General features: G+C 49.3%; 30 protein-coding genes. 11 read left to right on the forward strand and 19 right to left on the reverse strand.

Annotation, left to right across the window (positions count from 1 at the left end):
• From IPP74_14735 to IPP74_14785, 11 genes are all read left to right on the forward strand, one after another.
• The coding region (locus IPP74_14735) for a hypothetical protein (GenBank protein MBL0320529.1) at positions 1-416 on the forward strand (416 nt) is incomplete at its 5' end.
• Between the two features lie 33 nt (positions 417-449).
• Positions 450-635 (forward strand): hypothetical protein, encoded by a 186-nt coding sequence (locus IPP74_14740; protein MBL0320530.1) that lies wholly within the window; start codon positions 450-452, stop codon positions 633-635.
• 762 nt (positions 636-1,397) lie between these two features.
• Complete coding sequence (locus IPP74_14745; protein ID MBL0320531.1) at positions 1,398-1,562, forward strand: hypothetical protein; 165 nt, start codon at positions 1,398-1,400, stop codon at positions 1,560-1,562.
• A complete protein-coding gene (locus IPP74_14750; GenBank protein MBL0320532.1) occupies positions 1,559-1,789 on the forward strand; it encodes a hypothetical protein in 231 nt (76 codons plus the stop codon). The genes IPP74_14745 and IPP74_14750 overlap by 4 nt, the downstream gene beginning before the upstream one ends.
• The gene (locus tag IPP74_14755; GenBank protein ID MBL0320533.1) at positions 1,786-2,184 is read left to right on the forward strand and encodes a hypothetical protein; all 399 of its coding nucleotides are present in this window, start codon (positions 1,786-1,788) and stop codon (positions 2,182-2,184) included. Before IPP74_14750 ends, IPP74_14755 begins: the two co-directional genes overlap by 4 nt.
• A 62-nt stretch (positions 2,185-2,246) precedes the next feature.
• Positions 2,247-3,026, forward strand: a complete 780-nt coding sequence (locus IPP74_14760) for a hypothetical protein (GenBank protein ID MBL0320534.1) — start codon at positions 2,247-2,249, stop codon at positions 3,024-3,026.
• 195 nt (positions 3,027-3,221) lie between these two features.
• Positions 3,222-3,485, forward strand: coding sequence for a hypothetical protein (locus IPP74_14765; protein ID MBL0320535.1), 264 nt, complete (start codon positions 3,222-3,224; stop codon positions 3,483-3,485).
• Complete coding sequence (locus IPP74_14770) at positions 3,482-3,634, forward strand: hypothetical protein (protein MBL0320536.1); 153 nt, start codon at positions 3,482-3,484, stop codon at positions 3,632-3,634. The genes IPP74_14765 and IPP74_14770 overlap by 4 nt, the downstream gene beginning before the upstream one ends.
• Complete coding sequence (locus tag IPP74_14775; protein MBL0320537.1) at positions 3,631-3,894, forward strand: hypothetical protein; 264 nt, start codon at positions 3,631-3,633, stop codon at positions 3,892-3,894. Before IPP74_14770 ends, IPP74_14775 begins: the two co-directional genes overlap by 4 nt.
• On the forward strand, positions 3,891-4,241 hold the full coding sequence (locus tag IPP74_14780; protein ID MBL0320538.1) for a hypothetical protein: 351 nt from the start codon (positions 3,891-3,893) through the stop codon (positions 4,239-4,241). Before IPP74_14775 ends, IPP74_14780 begins: the two co-directional genes overlap by 4 nt.
• Before the next feature lie 133 nt (positions 4,242-4,374).
• Entirely contained in the window at positions 4,375-4,614 is a 240-nt protein-coding gene (locus IPP74_14785; GenBank protein ID MBL0320539.1) for a hypothetical protein, read from the forward strand.
• Here the strand turns inward: IPP74_14785 and IPP74_14790 are convergent.
• From IPP74_14790 to IPP74_14880, 19 genes are all read right to left on the reverse strand, one after another.
• Complete coding sequence (locus IPP74_14790; protein MBL0320540.1) at positions 4,591-4,842, reverse strand: hypothetical protein; 252 nt, start codon at positions 4,840-4,842, stop codon at positions 4,591-4,593. The two genes, IPP74_14785 and IPP74_14790, sit on opposite strands and share 24 nt — an antisense overlap.
• 17 nt (positions 4,843-4,859) lie before the next feature.
• Positions 4,860-6,059, reverse strand: coding sequence for a hypothetical protein (locus IPP74_14795; GenBank protein ID MBL0320541.1), 1,200 nt, complete (start codon positions 6,057-6,059; stop codon positions 4,860-4,862).
• Positions 6,056-6,466: a lytic transglycosylase domain-containing protein gene (locus tag IPP74_14800; protein ID MBL0320542.1), complete on the reverse strand. Its 411-nt coding sequence runs from the start codon at positions 6,464-6,466 to the stop codon at positions 6,056-6,058. Before IPP74_14800 ends, IPP74_14795 begins: the two co-directional genes overlap by 4 nt.
• Positions 6,463-6,810: a hypothetical protein gene (locus IPP74_14805; GenBank protein MBL0320543.1), complete on the reverse strand. Its 348-nt coding sequence runs from the start codon at positions 6,808-6,810 to the stop codon at positions 6,463-6,465. Before IPP74_14805 ends, IPP74_14800 begins: the two co-directional genes overlap by 4 nt.
• Positions 6,811-6,846: 36 nt before the next feature.
• Positions 6,847-10,500 (reverse strand): transglycosylase SLT domain-containing protein, encoded by a 3,654-nt coding sequence (locus tag IPP74_14810; GenBank protein ID MBL0320544.1) that lies wholly within the window; start codon positions 10,498-10,500, stop codon positions 6,847-6,849.
• Positions 10,501-11,739, reverse strand: a complete 1,239-nt coding sequence (locus tag IPP74_14815) for a hypothetical protein (GenBank protein ID MBL0320545.1) — start codon at positions 11,737-11,739, stop codon at positions 10,501-10,503.
• Positions 11,740-12,570, reverse strand: coding sequence for a hypothetical protein (locus IPP74_14820; protein ID MBL0320546.1), 831 nt, complete (start codon positions 12,568-12,570; stop codon positions 11,740-11,742).
• A complete protein-coding gene (locus IPP74_14825; GenBank protein ID MBL0320547.1) occupies positions 12,570-14,027 on the reverse strand; it encodes a hypothetical protein in 1,458 nt (485 codons plus the stop codon). Before IPP74_14825 ends, IPP74_14820 begins: the two co-directional genes overlap by 1 nt.
• Positions 14,027-14,524 carry a hypothetical protein gene (locus IPP74_14830; protein MBL0320548.1) on the reverse strand — a complete coding sequence of 166 codons (498 nt, stop codon included), beginning with the start codon at positions 14,522-14,524 and terminating at the stop codon, positions 14,027-14,029. The genes IPP74_14825 and IPP74_14830 overlap by 1 nt, the downstream gene beginning before the upstream one ends.
• 9 nt (positions 14,525-14,533) lie before the next feature.
• On the reverse strand, positions 14,534-14,794 hold the full coding sequence (locus IPP74_14835; protein ID MBL0320549.1) for a hypothetical protein: 261 nt from the start codon (positions 14,792-14,794) through the stop codon (positions 14,534-14,536).
• The gene (locus IPP74_14840) at positions 14,769-15,122 is read right to left on the reverse strand and encodes a hypothetical protein (protein ID MBL0320550.1); all 354 of its coding nucleotides are present in this window, start codon (positions 15,120-15,122) and stop codon (positions 14,769-14,771) included. The genes IPP74_14835 and IPP74_14840 overlap by 26 nt, the downstream gene beginning before the upstream one ends.
• Before the next feature lie 583 nt (positions 15,123-15,705).
• Positions 15,706-16,224, reverse strand: a complete 519-nt coding sequence (locus IPP74_14845; GenBank protein MBL0320551.1) for a hypothetical protein — start codon at positions 16,222-16,224, stop codon at positions 15,706-15,708.
• A gap of 52 nt (positions 16,225-16,276) precedes the next feature.
• Positions 16,277-17,038, reverse strand: a complete 762-nt coding sequence (locus IPP74_14850) for a hypothetical protein (protein MBL0320552.1) — start codon at positions 17,036-17,038, stop codon at positions 16,277-16,279.
• A gap of 1 nt (position 17,039) precedes the next feature.
• The gene (locus IPP74_14855; GenBank protein MBL0320553.1) at positions 17,040-18,212 is read right to left on the reverse strand and encodes a hypothetical protein; all 1,173 of its coding nucleotides are present in this window, start codon (positions 18,210-18,212) and stop codon (positions 17,040-17,042) included.
• Between the two features lie 3 nt (positions 18,213-18,215).
• A complete protein-coding gene (locus tag IPP74_14860) occupies positions 18,216-19,073 on the reverse strand; it encodes a hypothetical protein (GenBank protein ID MBL0320554.1) in 858 nt (285 codons plus the stop codon).
• A 319-nt stretch (positions 19,074-19,392) separates the two neighbouring features.
• Positions 19,393-19,698, reverse strand: coding sequence for a hypothetical protein (locus IPP74_14865; GenBank protein MBL0320555.1), 306 nt, complete (start codon positions 19,696-19,698; stop codon positions 19,393-19,395).
• A gap of 8 nt (positions 19,699-19,706) precedes the next feature.
• Positions 19,707-19,946 (reverse strand): hypothetical protein, encoded by a 240-nt coding sequence (locus IPP74_14870; protein MBL0320556.1) that lies wholly within the window; start codon positions 19,944-19,946, stop codon positions 19,707-19,709.
• Position 19,947: 1 nt separating this feature from the next.
• On the reverse strand, positions 19,948-20,271 hold the full coding sequence (locus tag IPP74_14875; GenBank protein MBL0320557.1) for a hypothetical protein: 324 nt from the start codon (positions 20,269-20,271) through the stop codon (positions 19,948-19,950).
• Entirely contained in the window at positions 20,271-20,507 is a 237-nt protein-coding gene (locus IPP74_14880) for a hypothetical protein (GenBank protein MBL0320558.1), read from the reverse strand. Before IPP74_14880 ends, IPP74_14875 begins: the two co-directional genes overlap by 1 nt.
• Positions 20,508-20,690: the final 183 nt, after the last annotated feature.

Here is a 20,690-nt window from a genome sequence, read left to right on the forward strand (position 1 = left end):
AAAACGGCAATTTAACAAGAGTAGAGCAGGAAAGATTAGCTGAGAATATTGAGCTCATGAAGTCGGGCGACATCCCGATTCCGGGGGCTAATGTAATCCCGTTTAATGGGAGGGTGGAGGAGCTAGAGAGGTCCGGCCCGCCGCGAAAGCTCCCAGAGTCTAGGCCGGGAGTCCCGTTCTACGAATCCATGACCGCTATGAGAAGCGAGGAAGTAGGAATTAATGTTCGGGTGTGGCGTAAAATCCCAGAGATTCCAACCGGCCCAGACAAGGCCGTGCTTGCAGCGTTTAAGTCAATTACTACGGATGATGACATGGTAACAATGGCTTATAAGTTTGCTGGAATCCCGGACGTTACCGCATTTGAAATAACTGACGGTCGCGGCTTTGGCGTTGTTGTCTATACGGAGTGGTAGGACATGGGGCCGAACACTCGGACAAAGGCTAGAATGGAAAAAATGCTTGGCGACATGGCTACTAAGAATTACGATCTAAGGCTTGAGCTCGAAAGAGTGAAAGAGAAGACCGTTAGAGAGGTCGCCCAGATTTTATTAATGCCCGACAACCAAAACAAACTCTTTACCGAGGCTGATCTGGTTGCGCTTTGGAAAAAATGGAATGATCCTCCAGCTTAATCCTGCCATTTGGGTCTTAACCCCGAAAGGGGAAGGACATGCGCTGTTTATCATTGATTACGGGCCTAATATTAATACGGTCTGGGTGGTGCATTGTTTTGAAGACAGCACCGTTATCCATGTAGATAGTTCTGAGGTGAAAATATTCGGGAACGAAATGTATAACGTACCCCATCCAAAACCCTTTAAGGGCCGAAACGTAGACCTATAACTTTGCATCGTAATCCCCTATGACTGAAAACGAAGCAATGGCGCATGTTCTCCAGGTGGCTATTATTGCCGCCATCTGTGAGAACAGCCGAGAAGCTAAAAGGTGGCTACTACTAGATAGGAAGCTTTCCTGGGATCTAGCAACGCCTGAGCCTGGCGGATTCGTTGAGTGCTGCCAGACTCTAGGCCTTAACTGGCGAGAGCTTAGGCGCACACTAAAGGGCGCTGTGGCGATTCGAGATGCTGTACCCACTAGTGTACCTGTGCTAGAATCTGAATCATGAAACAAATTCTTACCGCAGCCGGGCTTGCTAGACTTAGAAACGTAACTAAGAGTTACATAGCGAGGCTCTGCCGTCTACCAAAGACTCATCCACTCCATATTCAGGCCGTTAAGATTAATGGCAGATTCGTCATTACAGATCCAAAAGTCCTTGCTGAGTATCCTGGAAAATTTATTTCAGAGCTCTAGTTCTTTTTCTATTGTACTCTTTAGTGAACTCCAGTACTCTTCTCGCAGCTGGGAACAGTAAAATTTAACGCAGGAGAGCTATGGAAGGCATCATCTGGGCATTTGTAATCGAAGCGACGTTAGTGATTTTAGCTGGCCTCGCGATCATAGCAATGAGCGGTTGTAGAGCTAATGAGCAGAGGCCAGGGTTTGAGATTGGTAATGGATACTACGTTAGTAATTTAACAATTAGGGAGATGAAATGATAGACGGAACAAGCAATTTACAATGGATGAAGCCAGGGCCGATGGCTCAAGAACAGATGGCGTTGATTAGGGCAGCATGTCTTCACCTCGAAGAAGGACTACGAAAAAACCTAAATCCAAATCGTGAATCGTCGCTGGCTCTCACTAAATTGGAAGAGTGCTGTCAGTGGGCGATTAAGAGCATCTGCGTAGAGGATAGCAAGTCACACACTCTCAGACCAGAATGATCAAGCAAACGAAGCCAGATTTAGAAGACCTCTCTCGCCACGCAGTGAGAGAGGAGTTAAGGATTTTAGCGAGGGAGTACGAGAGTGGAACCAAACAACGACAAGATATTCGAGATGGCCGCACTGCAAAAGAGCAAGACCTACAAAATAGACAAAATTTGCGAGAATTGCGGCAAGAGTTGGTCGCTGAACATCCCAAGGGGCAAGCTAGTGATGGAGTACATCGAAACACCTTGCGCGAATTGCGGAGTGAGCCAGCAGCAGGTACGGGAATACTGGCAAGGACAGAGCCCGCAAATACACGAAGCAAATCCGATTTATACGGGGCCGTCTTGCGGTGGCAAGACCCCGCGCTGATTGCGTTGAGGGCAAAATTGGGAGGGGGGATAAAATGACCCGCCATAATCCACCGCGACAGAGCGTTAGTTGAATTTTTGAAGAGGAGAGAGGGACGAGTATGGATATTAAAGATACGGTATTTCAGAGACGACATCGTGACGATGAGCACTATGACGAAATTAAAATTCGGATGGTGCCGCGCTGGAAAAGCTCGGAAATGTCGGGCGATGAGTGGCGGGTTAGTGCCGTTGTAGAGTTCTACCGCAAAGGGCATTTAGTTTTCGAGCGCGGATTTGGACGCATGAGCGCAGCGGTAGCGGCGATTCCTTGGTTCTTTCTTGCAGCTGGCGAGAACGGAGAAACGAAACCAATCCCCAAGGCATTGGAAAACTCCCTTTGTCAGCAAGTCGGGTGCGGGAATACCGCCACCATTCGCTACCGACTCAAAAAGGAATACTCCCGCGATGGCAGCTTTAAAAAAGACCCCACGTTCCAGCTAGTGACGCAGTTCTGCGACAAGCACAAGCGGCGCGGAGATTGCGGTATGGAAGATTCCGACATGAACTATGAGGAGATTCCTATGGGCGAAGTGAAAATTTCAACAGCGGAAAAGCTGGCAACCGAAATGAATAAAGCCGGTTGTCCCACATGGATGATCGAGAAGGCGCAAAAATACCACTATGATGATTTCCGCTCGCCATTTGCGACTCCGTGCATAAACCTAGTGAACGATCTTCAAGCTAACGGGTTTAAGCATCTCGCAGAACGGGCAAAATCGGGAGAGTTTGACTCTCAAAAATGGGAATCAGACGCATGGGCCGACAGCCAAGAAGGACAAGCGATAAGAGCGGAACTAGGGTCGATAGCATCGACGGTAATGGGACCGCAAAAACATTAAAGGAGCCCACAAAATGACACGCAAGCGGAAGGCTAGGGAGTGGTGGGTTAATGTCCTCGGATGTGGTGACCCCTACTTATTCTTATATGACACTAAACGTGAGGCGCTGACTATTTTAAGAAGTGAGTGGCCTCCACGCGGAGCCAAAACAATAAAAGTCCGTGAAGTTCTACCCAAAAAGCGGAGGTCGAAGAAATGAGCGAGATAGGGCATCAGGGATTTACTTTTTTAGAAACAGTTGACGACAAAGATCAGATAATTGTCGAGTTCGACGATGATTCGCCGGACATCGAAAGGGCGAAAGAGGTGATGGTCTTTACCCTTCCCGAACTCGAAGCTTTTGCGCGTGAGGTGTGGCAGAATGCGATAGTGCAATGTCCTGACTGTGCGATTGAATATGGGTACAGAGGGACGGAGGTGTCCTTTGATGACTACTGGAAATCGCGGGGGAGCAAATGAGTGATAAAGAAATAGCGCAAGCATTTTGGAGCGGGCTGGAATTTATCGCGGCGATTTTTGAGTGCTCGGTTGGTGTGCTGTTTGTGTTGCTTTTGTGGTCCTTATTCGTGAGGATCACCGCAGCGGCTTGGAAGAAGGGGGATAAATGAAAACCAAAGAGCAAGCGGCGGAGGAGTGGTACACAACCGCAATAAAAGAAGGTCGATTGCAGCGCGAAAAGGACGGCCATTCTGGATCGTGGGATGAGTTTTGGATGCCGATATCAATGGGGCCAGTAGATGCGTTCACGGCTGGCTGCCTCTGGACACTAAATGCGGTGCGGGAGGAGTTTGGGGCGGAGTTTGCCGACACTGATTATTTTATCAGGCGGTCGGCGTTTATTAAGCTTCTGGAGGAGATGGGGAAATGAATATCATCGCAGCAATTACAGTCTTACTCATCGGCACCGTGGCAGACATCAAAAACTACGAGCGCATGTACCCCAAAGCCAATATCACCGTAGTAGATCATTCTGCGCGTGTGCGGTTCAGGAAGTTCGGCGGCCAGTATCGTCGGGCCTTATGGGCAGCGAGAGCGGAGAGAGTTAGGAAGAGGTTGCATGTTTTCCCGCGAGTGATGGTTATCCTTGGTAGAGAGAGCTTACCAGGAACTTGGGACGGCGGCTGCGCTATTGGATCTACTGCGGTTTGCGATTATAGAGATTTGCGGCTTTGTAATACGGTCGTGGTGGAGACGAGTTGTAGGGGGCTTAAATGATACGAAGACTAAAGTGCTACTTGGGGTTTCATCGGTGGATAGATTGCGCCGGTCTTATGTGTGGTGTCGTTCTCCACTGGAGCTATTGCCCATTTTGTAATAAGCGGACTCCCATGAAGCAAAGGCTTAACTAATGGGGAAGAAAATCCACGATGAATTTTCCTCGCTGGGTGTTAGTCGGCAAAGAAAGTATCAGCTAAGAAAGAAAAAGCTAAAGCTCTGCCAGGAGTGCGGAGGGAAGCGGCTAACAGGAACGCATTGCCGCAAATGCGCGATTGCCCATAGAGAACACCAGCGGCGGCGGATTAACAGTAAGAAGCGGTATCTTAACTGCTTAACCTACTCCGACCTAGACGGTGGCGCTGTTGATTAAGATCTTAGCAAGTTGATCTGCGTCCTCGCCGTTCTCTTTTAGCACCGTGTGGAGTTTCTCCAGGTTCTCGCCGCTTGGAGCGTACCCGAACTCTTGAATCGCACTAACTACAGCCGGGACAGTCTTGGAGGTTAGGAACTTATCCTTGATAGCCTTAACAATTTCATCTGCATTGTTGGCAATGTAATCAAGAATGAGGTTTAGAATAACAAGAACATAAGGTGGCATGGAGTTTCTCCGGAAAATTAATCAACGCGAAATCTAGGTTTTTCAAGTATCCAACAAAATCCATCAGCATGTAAGACCGAATTATCTGGATAGCTTCTAGGGTGTCCCATAAAATCATAGAGCCTACGCTTAGGATTAGTGGTGTCTGGGAGGTATGGCACCCCGTAGCGGTAGCCTGGAACGCCAGCCCTAGAGCCATCTATGCGCTTACCATGATTTAAGAGCTCCACCTTCTTAAAAGTCTTTCCAGATAGAGCCGGAGGCGACAACCAAACACTGTGCGCCCTGCCCTCGGAAAGCTTTAGCACGAACTTCTGTGGCCCATCGGGAGCTTTTAGCATCTTCCGGCAACCCTTTAGGTCGAGAGGATCAACGGCTTCGGTGGGCTTATCCACGGCATTGGAAATAGTCGCGCTATTGAAATCTTTTCCATCTCGACTAGCTGAGCAGTAGTTTGTACGGTTCTGTCCTGGCTTAAAAGTCTCCCCTTTTGCTAGCCCGTTATTGCAGCCTTTCCAGGCGAGCACCAGGCGGCTTGGCTTATTCTTCCTCCAGTAGCTAAGCTGGTCGATTCCATCATAGTCGAGCCCATCATTATCAGCGATTAGGTTATTATTCCCAACGGGAGAGCCGTGCTTTTCGCAGACCATCCCAGGCTGACAGCGATCGTTTATAGGATTATCAACGAACTCAACACCGGGGTAGCTAGAGAATTTCGCCGCTACATATGCGTTTAGTTTCTTTCTGGCGGCTGGGTCGATGCTACACTCAAGACATGATTTTACGAAAAGTTTTAGCGGGCCTTTTGCCGATAAAAGATTCGCCTGAGCCATGGCAATCGAACGGTCAATGCGTTTGTATGTCGCAGGATCGTTCGCAAGTATTTTCTTTCCAGCTTCTCCTTGGCGCTGACCGGCAAAACATTCTGCTGGTTGGCAGGAGCGCCCTCTTTCGGGGAAGCATGTCGAGTTACATATATCAATGCGAATGTTTTTTTGCCTCGAATCTTCAAGAAGCCTTGGGGCGCATTTGCAACGGTTAGGGTTACTGGTTAGGTACATCCAGCCAGCATTAATAACAGGAACTCCCCTATAGGCTGCTTCAATCGCTGAGCAGTCGGTATGCTCAGAGCACATTTGTAGAATCCAACTCACGCCACGATTCTCCTGGGCAACGGAGACTTGAGCAAGGAGCAGAATAGCTAGCAAGTATCTCATAGAAAGACCCCCATTTGGTGTAGTTCTGACTGAATTTTTTCAACGTAATTTTTAGTCTCGGCTGGGAGGTGATCCCTAATGTCGTTATAGTAATCTCCATGCGCCATGCATAGTCTCGATACTCTTCCCATCCCGGCGTTATAAGCCGCAAATGCAAGGCGCAAATCGCCGAACATTCCGTAAAGCTTCTTAAGGTAGGTTGAGCCTAGCAAGATGTTTTGCTTTTCGTTGAATGGATTATACTCCTCTTCTTCAAAGCCTAAGTCCCTAAGCACCTCCTTTCCGGTTGCGTCCATTAGCTGCATTAGGCCCTTTGCGCCAGCGGGGGAAACAGCCCCCGCGTTACCGCCAGACTCCACCTTAATAACTGCGCTTATAATTTTTCCCCACATGGCCGCATCGATCATGGTTTTTGTTCCTTTTTTGTTCTCTCTTCACACTCCGAGAGCTTAGAGGATAGAGCTTGAATCTGCATCTGGGAGCTAACAATGACGTTTGTAAGAACAACCATCCTACGTTTCATTTCTTCAATGTCTTCTGCGTTCTCTTTTATCTGGAGCGTTTGAATCTCCTTAGAGTTATCCAGGTACTTATTAATTATTGGGATTAGCAGCAGTACCACAGGAATAGCAGCACCAGTAACGATGCCAACGACCCTATCAGTGAATAAATCGCGAATCTTTCGCGGTCGCTCATCAGGCTTTCCATTTTCAGTATTTGCAATCTCATCTCCTGAGTCCTCCGCAACCATTATCCCCCCTGAACAAACCCTAAGCACTAACGCAGATCACCCCCTGCCATACCGCTGAGCAATCTTATCAACATAAGGGAGAGTTTCCTTTTGAACTCCTTTTGGTAGGCTACGCAGAATAGTATTAACATCCCTAGTTCCTGCGGCCTTCATGGCTGCCCTTATCCTGGCTGGCCCAGCATTGTAGGCGGCCCTGGCTAGAGTCTTATCCTTAAAGTCTTCTTCTAGCTTTCTAAAATACCAATCTCCAAACCTGATGTTTTGCTCAATTGATGCCTGGCGCTGCTCTGCCGTCATGTTTTTTGTGAGCGGCTGGTATGGTTCATTAAGCTGCTGCCCAATCCAGCGGCCCGTGGCTGGCATTAACTGACTTAGCCCTTGAGCTCCCTTTGGAGAAATGGCATCAGGGTTGCCATTAGACTCAACAGATATCCTAGCCCTCGTCTCTGCGCTCAATCCGCGCCCACGGGTCATATCGGCATTGGCTCTGTTTATGTCGTCAATGGTTAGGTTATCGCTGGCCTCTGCGGTGCTAGCAGTAAACGGGTTAAGTTTATCCAGGTTGAAGCTAGTTTTCTCAAGCTTGCCTGGAGCCTTTGGATTCCTGATGTCATCTACATTTGGGAATACAGCTTTCGCGGTGGCCTCATGAGCTTTATTTATGGTTAGGTTCCGCTTGGCGTCGGCATTCGCAACTGGTAGCCGTTCAAGGCCGAGGCCCGCAGAGCTAAGTTCGTCCTTAAAAACCTCCATGGCAGTGCGCTGCACGTTCTTAGCCGTGGCCTTATTCCTAAAATCCCTGGCAACTCTAGGATTGAAATTAGCCTCAAGCATTGCCGCTTTGTATTTCTCGGCTGGCATTTTTCTAAGAAGTGGCTCTAGTACCGCGACGATGAATTTACCACCAGGAAGCTGGCTTATAGTACCTCTTAAATAGCCCTCTCCAGCCATTCGCCCCATTTCCCCAATTACGGTGAGATCTGATGCTGTGTTAGATCCAGCCTTTCCGCTAAGGGCCTTTGCTTTTCCAATGCTATACTGGCTACGGAGACTATCCTCTAGGAACATTAGATTCTGAATTTGTGATTCGGTGGCGGCTCCAGCGTTTTTAAGCTCCTGTAAGATAGGGCCAATGTTATCGATCTGGTTTGCTAGGTGCCCTGCGGTGACATCCCCAGGAAGCTGAGTCCCTGATTTCAATTTTTCCTGAGCGGCTCTGACTGAAGGTGAATACTCGTTGATTAAGTAATCAACTATTCCACGGAAAAGACCAGTAGCGGCCCTTGGATCTCTTGCTTTTAAGAAATGCGCCGTGTCTCTTATTTGCTTAAGAGAGTCTGGCGCTCTTAGAATAGCTGGGATTACTTTATGTAAATCCCTATCCCCTAACAAATACTGAGCGGCTGACTCGTCTATTTCTTTTTGAGTTCTCGCGTTTTGTTTTTGAATGGCTGCTATTTCAGCCTCACCGTCCTTAGCTATCTGGGCTACTTCTTTGTCGCTCGTAGCTTTTAGTTTTCGAGTCTCTATCTCGGCTTGTTTTGCCGCGACCTTAGCCTGAACTTCTTCTGCGATTTTAGATCCTAGAAACTGCTGTCTAGCTTGAGTGTCCGTTAGGAGGTTTTTTAGGGCAGGAACTTCATTTAGGAAAATAGATCGATCTGAGATCCACTTACTCGCAGCCTTAGCATCAACTAAGCCACCTTCCCTAACCGCAAATCTTCTAAAAGAGTCGACGGCCCTTCTATAAAGAGGGTCGAGTGCGGCGTCAGAGGAACCTACAATTTTCTTGTAGTTCTGAATCGTAACCTTAGCCCTCATGTTGGTATCAAGAGGAATATATAAATCCAGCACTCCTTCATTTGGAATAACTGGTTCAGCGTTTCCTGGCTGAACTTTTAATATTGCTTTCGCTGGCACTTGGGAATTTTCAAAAGTCTTTCCGACTTCTAATCTAGCGGCTCGCCCCTCCATCAACCTACCATAATCACCCTTAGTGATTGTTCCAGAGTCCACAGCCATAAGAAGATCTATCTTTAGGGCATCAGCAAGTTTTGTGGCTACGGCAACGCTAGCACGGTCGCCCTTTACCTTTCCAAGTCGACTCAGGAGGTCTTGTATATTTTGGATTGTGTATGGAATCTCAGAGACGCTAGGTTTCCCCTTGGCATCAAGGAGCAGGGAAGATTCCCCCTCCCTACTTAGATCAGCAATAACGCTAGACAGGGCTTCGTTTGGAGCTGATCCCATATCTCTAAAGTAGTTTGGAGCATCGGTAGCTATTACCTCCTTGGCCGCCATTGGCGGGACTAGTCCGTTTCCAGCGCTCTTTATTTGGCGACTAACATTAGCTAAGTCGCTACTCTTAGCCTCTTTGATTGTTTGCCTAACTAGAGCTCCGCCTACGGTTGGATCTATTTCTTCAGGAAACGAGAGCAGAGATTCTTGCACTTGCCCCTGAGCGGCTTCCCGCGCAGCCGCAGCAGCGTCAAGCCTATCTGCTATTTCTTTTTGCGACATTGCAATTTGAGCATCGGTAGCGGCTTGCTTACTGGTTATGTCACTTGTCGTTTGGGATGTTCTCTCCTTAATTGCGGCATCAGCGGCGGCTTGAGAGGCGGCTCTGTCGGCCCTTACGCTAGTATCTGCAAGGTTAATTGCGTCAGCGAGTGGGGCGGCGTCTGGCCCCGGAATATTGTTTAAGTATTTAAGATTAGTGTCAGCCCTGGCTCGCTCAAAGTTTCCGTATGCGTTTTGAGCGTTGAGGCCATCACTCGCGGCACTGCGGAACATTCTTTTAAGTGGATCGCTATTTAAGAGTTCAGGAAGAGAGTAGCCCTCAACAAGCGAATTCCCTGCTTGCTTAGCGGCTTCATAAGCTGGGTCAACTTTATCAGCGAATCCTGGCTCGGCGGCGTTAAGATCGTTATAAACTCTAGCCTGAGCTCTATCCGTAGAAAATGGCTCCGTGATTTTTCTATAAGTAGCAGGAACGCCCCGCGTCACTGCCGAGTGAGCCATTCCAAACGGGATGGCCTGAGAGGAGTTATATGCGAGATCTTTTTGATACTGATCAATGCTCTTCCCCTTGCCATTATACCAGTCTAGGAGACTTTGCTTTATTCCATCCGTGCTGCCCGTTAAGGCATCTGTGGTCATGTCAAATCCAAGTAGCCCGCCACCAAAGCCTAGTGCTCCTCCAGCTAGGCCACCAGCTACGGTGCCGACTCCGGGCCAAATCAGAGTGCCCCCGGCAGCCCCGGCAGCGCCTAGAGCTTCCGCCCCGGCAGTTCCAGCCGCCATACCGCCAACAGTGCGAAGCCCGCGCTCTGGGCTCTTTGTAAATGCGTCGTATATATTGGATGGAACATTTCCTAGTAATCCGCTACCCAGCCCAGCCCTAAGGCCCCTGCTTAATGCCCCACTAACATCCTCCTGTGGAGCAGCGGTTAGTCCAACCACATCAGATCCTAGCTGGTATCCTGCATCGGGAGAGTCTTCAATTCCCTTCCAGGCATTCTGGCCAACTGACTGGTTGTAGTCTGGGCCTAGCTGATATGGCGTCGGTTCTTTCCTTGGGGTTTCCGGTATTCTTTTTGGATTAGAGATGACTGAGGGTTCTTCCGCCTGGGCTTGCCTTAAATAGTCCTCGTACTCGGCCTGTGCTAAATAATCTTCGTAAGCACCCATCTACCTTTTCCCTTGCTGCCAAGCCTGAAATTGTTCTTTTGTTAAGACACTACCGTCTGCGTTGCGGGGAACGTCAAATGGAGCCCTATTCGCTTTCTTTACCTTAAAATTATCCACGTTACGCCCAGACTTTTCTAAGTTTGAAGTTAGGTTATCGCGGCGAATAGATGCAATTTGCTCCAACCTATCAAGCTTATTTGATACCGTCTCTAGTGTATCGAGATCGTTGATCTGGGTTAATGGAGCCATGGTCTTATAATCAAGATCGCTTAGGCGCTTTCCGTTCCAGGCTGCCGCCATTTGAGTGGTTAGTAGAGTTAGTTCAGCTTGCATTCTTGCTGCGGCTGAGTTTGGATTTGTCGCCGCCGCTAGAAACCTTTCTGCTCGATTCTCCGAGATGTACGGCATGTATGTTTCTTTGACGTTTTTGGTTAAACTAGAGAGATCATCGAGGGCATTGTATGACTGCACCTCAGAGTCCGTTAGTCCCTTAGGGGCAGTCCCCTGTCGTATTTTTGTATTCGTTTCGCTCGTGACAGTCCGTCTGTCTGCAATAGCTGAGTTCTTATTTCCAAGCGCGAGCCTCTTTGCCGCCTGATCTGCTTTTAGAGTCTGAACGGTAGATCCTTCAGGCAACCCAAACTGAGCCAATTCGGTGTCAGTGAGCAACCTATCCCCCCCCGCAGTTCTCTTAGAGTTTTGCAGCCTTGCAGCCTCATCAAGCATTCCGTATTTAAGCGCAAGGCCTTCTCCTAGATCTAGCTGGGCTGGTAAGCTGCTTGGCTTAGCCAACTCTCTGGCCCTAGCTTCAGCACTTGCATCTTCCGGGTTTCGTAGTGGAGAAATCTGACCTGGAGCAACACCGTTAGCATCAGCCGTGGCTTGAATGTCTGATGAGATTTGATTTGCTGCCTGGTCTGCTCTCTGCTGAGGCTCTGCGCTCATGGCCATCTGGAGGGCTTTCTTAAACTCCTGCTCATTCTGAGCATCCTGGAGCTTAATCTGATTTGCGTCGAGAGTTTGCTGAGACTGACGCAGGAGCATAGGGTTCATTGCCTTAGCTTGATCTATTTGCATCTGGGATTGCTCCTCAGCTAGAGCCTGAGCTCTAAGCGCCGCCTGGAGCTTCATTTCATCGTTCCAGTCAATAGCCTCAGTATTGAAGTCTTGCCCTAGTAGGCCAGACATAGGAATGCCTTGAGGCTGACCAACGGCTAATGGATTATATTTTGGAGCCATTTATAGAAAACTCCCAAGTAGTCCCGTGATCACATTCTGCCAACCATTGCTACTCGACTGGTTCCCTGAAATCTGGGCTGGTTGAATATTGCTAAAGTCTGGGCCGCTAGGAAGTGCTATTGGAGTAAAACCGGAGCCACCCCGGCCACCCCCGCCCCTTGAATACTGACTCGCAAGGTAATTTGCGAGAGATTTTCCTTGCTCTTTCGTAAGGCTTCCCGTCTGGTCTAATCCGCCGAGGGCTGCTTGCCATGGGGATTGTTGCGCCATTAGTTGCGCGAGGGACAAGCCACGGTCCCACTGATTATTTCCAGCACGTTCTAATCTGTCTGCCTCTGCCATCTGATAAGACTGAAGGCGGTTTGCATTGTTGTTGGCGTTCTGCTGCATCCTGTCAGTATCCTGAGCAGCAGCCATCATTGGAATATTTAGTTCCTGCTGAATTGCAGCGCCTGAGTTAGTTAAGCCTTTTGCCGCGAGAGACTTAGCTAATTGGTCCTGTCCTGTTTTCACCTGAAACTGGTAAAGAGGAGAGCCCTGGTAGTTCTTTGGCTCAAACATCTGAGAGTTTGGGAATACGGTATTTGTGGTATCTTGAGTAGGAGAGGCCGGGGCTGCTGGCTGCGCGTTAGCAATGCCCTGAGAGCTTACTACTGGCTGAGTATTTTGCGCTGGCGTTGGAGCCTTTGGGATTCTCCACTTTTGAATAGATCTATTAGCTTCTCCCATTCGATTGTTATTGGCTAGAAACTGAGCCCTTGTTTGTTGCCTTTGGTTAAGGCCTCCGAGGTTCACGCTACCATACGGGGATTTATAGACATTAGTAGCCATTAGTATTTAAGCCTCCTGCCTTGTAAGTCTATTCCGGGCGACCTAGTTTTTGAGCGGCCTGGAATCATAGTTTGAGCCTGTTCTGGCTGCCCCAAAACACCAACGGGAGATCTTGGAACGCCTATAGTTGGTGCTACGTTTGCTTGAGGGATTCTTAGCGGCAGGGTCGATATCGCCATGCCTTTAGTGCTCGGCGCACTTTTAGTATTAGCCTTAAAACCACCAGCCTTAACATCCTCAAATATTTTTTGCGCCGCCGCCAAATCCTTAACACCTACCCCTCCATGTCCAGACTGAAATTGATCTGCGTTAATAAGCGCCTGAGTGTATACCTGTTGCTGCTCTGGGCTTAGGTGAGTGTATTCAGCCCCGCCGCCGCGAATTGCCCTCTCTGTTCCTGTAAGGTCATTGGCTTGAAGCCCTGCCTTTTTATACTCATCGAAGGTTGCGTACTTTCCAGCGAACGGTTTACTTGGATCTGGTGGTGGTGCTTCGTACTGCTTTCTCATTCCAGAAACAAAAGCCTGGTACTGCGGATCGTCTTTGAACTTACTCATTAGCTCGGCGCTCGTTTCCATCTGCTTTCCGCGAGTATTTTGATGAAAGATCTTGCTTCTAACCGACTTTCCAAGCCCGAAATCAATCTTGTCGGTAAGCTGATTCGTCTTTTCCATTCCCTTAGTGAGGTACTTGGTTCCTTTTCCGCCAGTAACAGCATCGATTCCGGCAAGGGCCGCATAAGCCGCTTGGCCATAAACGGGGATAAACATCATTGCGGCCTTTGCTGCCTCAGCTTGCGCCGCCGCCGCCCTGTCCTCGCTATTCCCCTCTTTGTTCAGCATTTGCTGACCAATGTTCGCAGCACCCACGGCGGCTCCTACATAGGGGACATAACTCCCTCCCTGCCCAGAAAGGGCCGCATAGGTATTAAAGGCACCTCCACCAATATTTGCGGCACCTCCGATCTTCTGCCCGTTCTTGTATTGGTTGTAGCCATTATAGGCTTGCAGCGCCCCGCCTACTCCTTGAACTCCTCGACCAAGACCGGACTCGTTAAAGGGTTGCGCCGCCGCTGAGTTTGTCGCGAGCTCACCGCCGTACATTTCGCCTGAAGCTACTGGCCCAATGTTTGACGTTAGCATTCCGCCGTAAGCTTCCCCTGATGCCACTGGACCAACTGCTACTCCGTTGCCCATGGAGCCGCTACCAGCGCCGCTATCAGCGCCACTACCTAGTAGTTTCTTTAGTAGCCCACCCTGAACTACCTCTATTCCAGATTGCCCCTTGGGGGCTATTTGCTGAGGCTGCCCGCCCTGCCCCCGCTGCATTAGCCACTGGTAATATGCTTGTTGCTGCTGCGGGGTTAATGGGGAACCATCGGGGTTTGTAATTCCGCCCATGCTACCGCCCTGTTGCTGTTGCTGAGCCGCAAGCGGCGTATAGCTAGGAGGTGCCACTATTTCATCCTTACAGAATCAGGTAGAGGGACGTTTACGTTATAAGCGGGGATTGATCCGTTAAGCTTAGCCACCTGGCTTGGACTATTTAAGAACTGCATAAGCCCGTTCTGTAGCCCAAGTGAATTCTCGTAGGTTTGGGTCATCTGCGGGAGCAACCTATCAGCAGTCTGCCTGTATGGAGCGTACATAGCTAGAAGTTGCTTATAGGTCTTATCCATTGCGTGTTGACCCTTGGCGGCTGCGGCCATGCGGGCCGCATCGTTTCCGCCACCACCGCCCGAACCCGCCTGAGCCCCTTGAGTATTGTATGCGTTTATCTGAGCAACAGAATTATCGTAGTTCTGTTGCTCCCTTTGACGCAAATAATCCAGGTACTGAGATTGAGCGTTATCTGTTTGCGATTGCTTATAGGCACCAAGGCCAGCGCCTACTATTGGTTTTATCCAATCAGAGTTGTTGCCAATCCAGCCGCCAACATCAGAAATCCAGCTCATGTAGTTTCCTTACGCGCATAGGTAAGTGAGTGCCGCAGTCTTAATGCAGATAATTGGCTTAACACCTGTAAGCGCCGTGAAAGCAGCATCAGCAGAACCACCATTTACAGTGCTTCCTGATTCTCCGTAAATCTTAGCTACGCCAGCCGTAGTGTTGAGGAGAATCTGCACCGACCCAACAGGGGTGGCTGTAACAAACTTCCAGCCCACGGTGCCGTTAGCGCCAGTGATTTGGTGAACGTACTTAGTGCCCCGAAAGGGCCGCCGCATCTGCCACTGTAGTTCCTGCGCCAGCTACTGTTTCTGAAGTAGTAAGGAGCGGGGGGATAGTGGAGCCAGTTGAGCTAAAAGTAGCCGCTGGAGTTTTCGCAATTGAGATAATCGCAGTTTTTCCAGAGAGGGCGTTTAGCTGAGTATTGCTACTTGCGTCAATTCCTAGCACTGGAACCGTAGTCATGTTGTCTGAGGTTTTAGCTCCGAGGAATTTTCCCCCACCAACAATTCCAGTTGCAATGCTGATATCATCCTCAGCTACGAGGAATGAAATTCCAACAATGACAGAAAGAGATAGCAAAAATCCGGTAAGTAAATGTTTCATAAAAAGGTTCTCCATAAAATTAAGAAGCTCCAGCACAAAGGCAAATATCAGCCGTCGCGTCGGTGCAAGCTAAAAGCGCCTTTGATGTTGTTTCTTGGCAACTACGCAAGCGTTGGTACAGGTTGTATTACATGCCTGATTGGCTACAGACACGAGAGTCCAGCCGAGATCGGATGTGGTAGTAGATAGTACCTGTCCCGTGAACGTGGATGTTCCGGTGCTGGAAATAGAAAGTCGGTCAGAGCCAGTAGTTTTAAGAGCTACTGCCCCGGCGCTGCCGGTGGCGGTCCCTATGCTAACTCCTCCCGTTTGGCTTACTTCCTGCTTTCCGTAGACAGCTATGTACCCACCTCTAGTTTCATTACAAATAGCCCCTCCGCCTCCACTAAAGCAGATAGATGCCGAATCGGTCCCGCTAACCGTATTAGCTCCAATTACCGCAGCGACTCCAGCGCCCGTTGTTACTACTGCTGTGGGGGATATGTACCCTGAGATTAAATTAGTTAAGTCTGCTCGCGTATCTCTAGGGATAACTAGCCAGCTTGTGAGTGTAAGGAGGAGCGCCCAAAGAATTGTTCTCATCTTAATACCCCCACACCTGCAAGGTTCCTGATGCTGGGGTTGGAGCCCCCGGCTTTATACAAGAAACGCCACTGGACATCTTAGCCCCGTTTCCTGCGAAATTTTCATAGTGCTGAGATCCTGCGGGAACCGTAAATGGAATCGGGGTGGCGTTCGCGGCCCCGTAGGTGCAGTTTAAATCAATGTTAAACTGATTGTTAATTCTTATCGCCTTTAATGGCGCGGTATTTATTAGGGCATTTGGAGTGACTGGGAATAATGTTGGCACTGAAGTTGGAAGCATCACGGCTTGGGCAATTGGGGTGATTTCAGCGGCTGGACCCGCCACGCTGTTTCCGCCGATAATCACCTGGGGCCTAAAATATTCATCCGTGGCAATCCCTACACCTTCAGATCCCGGAGCTCCCGGCGTCTTGACGAGCTTCTGCACTGGAGTCGGTGGCTGGTAGATAGATGGCTGCGCTAGTGCAAGGCTAGGGAGAAAGACGAACAGGGCTGCCAGTAATTTTTTCATGTCCATATTATACCTACAAAAATCAGTCCTTCAAAGGGTGCAAAAACGGTTCAAGTCTCTACTTAAGTCCTAAGAATTTAGCTGTAGTTAGGAGTTTCTGGAGTCTTTCCCCAAAAGTTCCACTATCATTGTTATCTACGAGCAGCGAAGCCCACGGATTGCCAGCACCACCAGCGTCGTTCAACTTCTCGCCCATCGTTCCAGTTTCATTAAATGCAGTAGCGAGCGCCCCCCAGACTGCGGCTGCGATTGTTTCATTTGTAATATCGCCACCAGCTACTAGGATATCAGCCGACAAAGCTGCCTTTGCGGTAATTGCGGCATCGGAGACATCTCCGCTTCCGGTCACTTCGGAAACCATGCTTGCAAGCGCCCCAAGCGCCCCCTCTAGGTCGCCGGAGCCTACTAATGCTGCTACGGCCTCAAGCTTTCCCTTAATATTTGCGGTTATGGAGCCAGAGCCGGTAAGGGCCGCCACGGCAGAGGCAATTAGCCCTAGTGCCGCGTTGCTAACAGTTCCACTTCCCGTGAGTGCGCCAGTGGCATTTCTTCCCCCGGCCAGATTGGCACCGCTAATAGCCCCTATTCCTTCGAGCCTGTTTCTACTCGTCAGCCCGCCAGCCGTTAGGGCTAGGTTGAAGCCATAAGGAGGATTATATCCAGTTGGGAGAGTGTCCCTGTCGGTAACGTCCGTTACTATGTGATCGCCTACAAAGAAATTAAGCCAACGCGAACCCTTAAAGAAACGAGTTGGATCGGTTGGTCCCCCGATTGCCCTCCCTGGGTTAGCATTGAACACGTTGTAGTTACCAAGTAGCATCTTAGTTCCAGACAAAATCTAAATGGCCAGAGAACGCTGAGCTTAATGGGGTAGCGACACCAGAGCCAACAAGTAAGTAGAGAGCGGCCCCGTCGTACACTCTAGGGAGGGACGGAGTTTCTGTTACGAAGTTTCTTTCAGCCGCAAGTCCAAGAGTAGATAGCGGGAATCGCCCAAGCTCTTTAATTAGAGCTACGGAATATTCACCAGAAACGTAAGAGGTTGAGTTTTGGATAGTATTCACCTCGGCTATTCCTGCATCTCCAGCTTGCAGCGGAACTTGGTAGTTGTACTTACCTGTACCAGTAGCTCCGGTGTAGAGAATATGCGAATTGCTTGCGGCTGTTTTCCCGATAGGGAGGACTGTTGGAGTTGCCCTTGAGGTCGCCTGACTTGAGTTAGTATACCCAAGTGAGAGGTTGGGCGTAGCAGCGCCAAGCGCAGTCGCGTTAGAGTTAAAAAAGATTGCCTGAAGCCCAGCCCCGTTTGTGTACCTAGAGAGAAGCCTTGACATGGTGTGGGTGCCAGTTCCAGCGTCTGTAATGTTTATAGCGGTTCCGGCGATTGCATTGGCGTAGGATGTTGCAAGTTTAAACGTGGTATCGCTTACTCTAATTACATAGTAGTCGGTAGCTAGTGCCAGTCCAGCAGGGAGGGTTGTGGTGGTAGTAAGCCTTACTCTTGTTCCTGTTAAAATATTGCTTGGATAGTTTGCCGTGCTCGTATGAGTGCAAATATCCGTTGAGGCATCGGCAGTGAATGTATCAGACTCGGAGAGGGTGTTCGTGGTTGCCTGTGCAGTGGTTGTAGTAACCCCAGTCACTCGGTAAAAGCCAATCACATCAACTAGCGCAACTACGGCTGGAACTACCGTAGCGGCAGCAGAAACGCAAGAGCCGTTAAGAATGTATTTATAGTAAGTAGGTTGAACCGCGCCCCCATGAGGAAGCGCCCCCGCGTTTGTCGTGCTATCTTTCACCGCCTGAAAAGTGAGCGCCGTTCCAGCATTAAAGATCGCATCGGCTGGAGGATTGCCCGCGCCACGAAAGAGAGTATGCCATTCATTCGCTACCGCAGCGGTAGTTGGATTAAAGTTCTTGCCGAACATGGCTTTGAATGTTTGCCCGTTTGACATGGCTGAAACTAATTGATCGTAGCTTGAAAATCCTGGCATAAACTAGCTCCAAATTACCTTCAAATCACCCATTAATAATGTAGCGGCTAAGGTTCCGTTCGGTAAACACAAGAAACTTAAAAACGCATTGTCTTCAATTTTTGGAAGGGCCATAGAATGAATAAGGAAATCTTTTTCTACTGGAGTTGTTTCTTTAATGGCAATCTGAGCAATCGGCTTTACTAGAATGAGCGTGAATAATCCTACATCCGCGCCAAGCATCGTAACGCTCTCGATTGACCTAATTCCAGAATCCCCATCTTGCAGTCCAATGAACGGATTAGCTGAGGCTTGAGTTGCCGTAGCTGAAGTTACAATGGTTCCGATAGCCGCTGATGAGTTCTGCGTTACCGTCTGCGAAGTTCTGCCAGAAACACCATCCGAGTTAGTGTAAGTAAGATAAAACCGCTGACCGCCTGTTCTTCCCGCTACCGATACAGCTATTGCCTGAACTCCCTTTCCGTCTGTGTATCTAGGGAGCGTAACAGAATTATCCATCGCCTGTGGATCTGTGGTGGAATCATCACATGATGGGTAATAGAGAAGATAATCACAAAGGAACATGCTCATAGGGAGGGCGGTTACGACGCTCGCCATTGCAGTAATAAGTCTTAGCTTCTGAACGTCTGGAGTTGTGTTTGGTCCATGAAAAAATCCCCCATCTAGCGACTGGCTTATAATTTTTGCGGTAGTAGGCGGAGCATCAAACCAATACTTAGGTGGCGGATTACCAGGAGACATCGAGAGGTCAAACCAAAGACCAGCCGTGGTAACTTGGGACGGGGTTTTTCTCCAGGCATAGCGCCTTGACTTGCCAGCTAGCTCGGCATCTGTCATTTCCCTAAGTCCCGCAATGCTCATTGGTGGTTAGCCTCTTCCTGTTTTTTTTGCTCTCCATCACCGAAATCACCGAACGTAGAATCCCCTCTACAGGTGGCACTACATTCGGCAATTATCGTTGCGTCTCTATGATCGCATAGCCTTAAGGCGCTATCCCCTGATACGAGAACTCCCCTTCCGCATTCAGCGCATTTGTACTTAGTTTTTTCCATTTAGGCCTCCGTGACGGTAAGGGCTCCGGCGGCAAATTGAGGCTGAATCAGGTTAGCTACCGCAAGGGAGCTATTAAGGGCTCCTGCGTATAGAACCGTTCCAGCTCCAGAGCTCGCCGTTCCAATGGCTACGTGGTGATTGTATTTCCAGACGCTCCACACTGAGGGAACTGTGCTAGTGCTGCGTTGGCTGTTGCGGCTGCTGCTGGCGCATCCCACCCACCAGTGGTTCTGGCTACGGCGATTCTTGTGTAGTTTGTGTAGGTAGCTTCGTTTGTAAGCTGGCTGTTCCCGACCCCAGGATCTGCCGTATGAAGACTTAAGTATAGATCTGTCTTTGGGGAAGATGTGTCATTTTCCGCTAAGTCTGCCCATGCAGTCGCGTTAAATAAAAGTGCTAAGAGTGAGTTACAAGTTGCTGTGCTTTTTGGCATACGCCCTCTTACAAGTAAGTTAAACTGGCTCTATCGTCCCAAACATTATCAAAGTTAGAGTCGCCATCTGCGAATGTCGTTACAAGCCCAGTGGTTTCATCTAATTTCTTTATCTGCCACACAGCGTCTGCGGTGCTTGAGCCTGGAAGGGCCGACCCAACGTAGGTCACTGGAGCACCCGAATCGTCAACTAACGTAGCATAGGTTGGCTGAACCGTCTGCTCACCATGTGGAGTAAAGACTTGCATGTTACGCTTCCTCCGCTCCTGTAATTACATAATCAACTGATGTTGCGTCCGTAGAATTGCCCTCAATCAAGTCCCCGGCCTCTAGGTTTAGCGCCTCGTCCTTATCAATAACTCTCGCTGACTGTCTTGGGGCTAGGCTTATAAACGCTACTTGCCTGGAGGTAGATCCAGCCTTTACGAAAATCTCAACATCCTGATTGGTTGCTGCGGCGTTATACACCGAGAAGAATTTTACATAGGAGGTAGTAGCTGCCGGAACCGTGTAAAGAGTTCCCTTGGCATTAGCAAGCTGCCCCTCAGCTAATACTTTAACCGAAATAGTCATCAGTAACCCATAAACAGAAGTCTTTTTATATTGCCGTCTGGTATGGCTGTAGCTGAGCCAGCAGTCACTCTACCTTTTTCATCTACCGTCACACTTTCGTAGGTTCCCGCAGAAACCCCGGAGGGGGTAAGGTCGAGCGTTGCGGCACCACCAGCGCCACCATCCGTTATTTCAATGTTAGTGCTCCCCGTTAGTGTCCTCGCGTTTGGAATTGCTGCGTTTGGTGAGAGCACCAAGTAAACAAGATCCGCTACTCCAGAAATTATAGTGCTTTGCTTTACAAGCGACTCTAACCACTTTCTTCCCAGGAAAGAGTTTAGGTCTGCTGGTGGCCTTGATAGTGGAGTAATCGCCATTACCTAAGCTCCGTAATGTCTTCTTGTGCGTTGCTTAAGACAAGGGGGGTGTTGTCCGAACAT

Source organism: Alphaproteobacteria bacterium, from assembly GCA_016722515.1.
Lineage (GTDB): Bacteria > Pseudomonadota > Alphaproteobacteria > Rickettsiales > JADKJE01 > JADKJE01.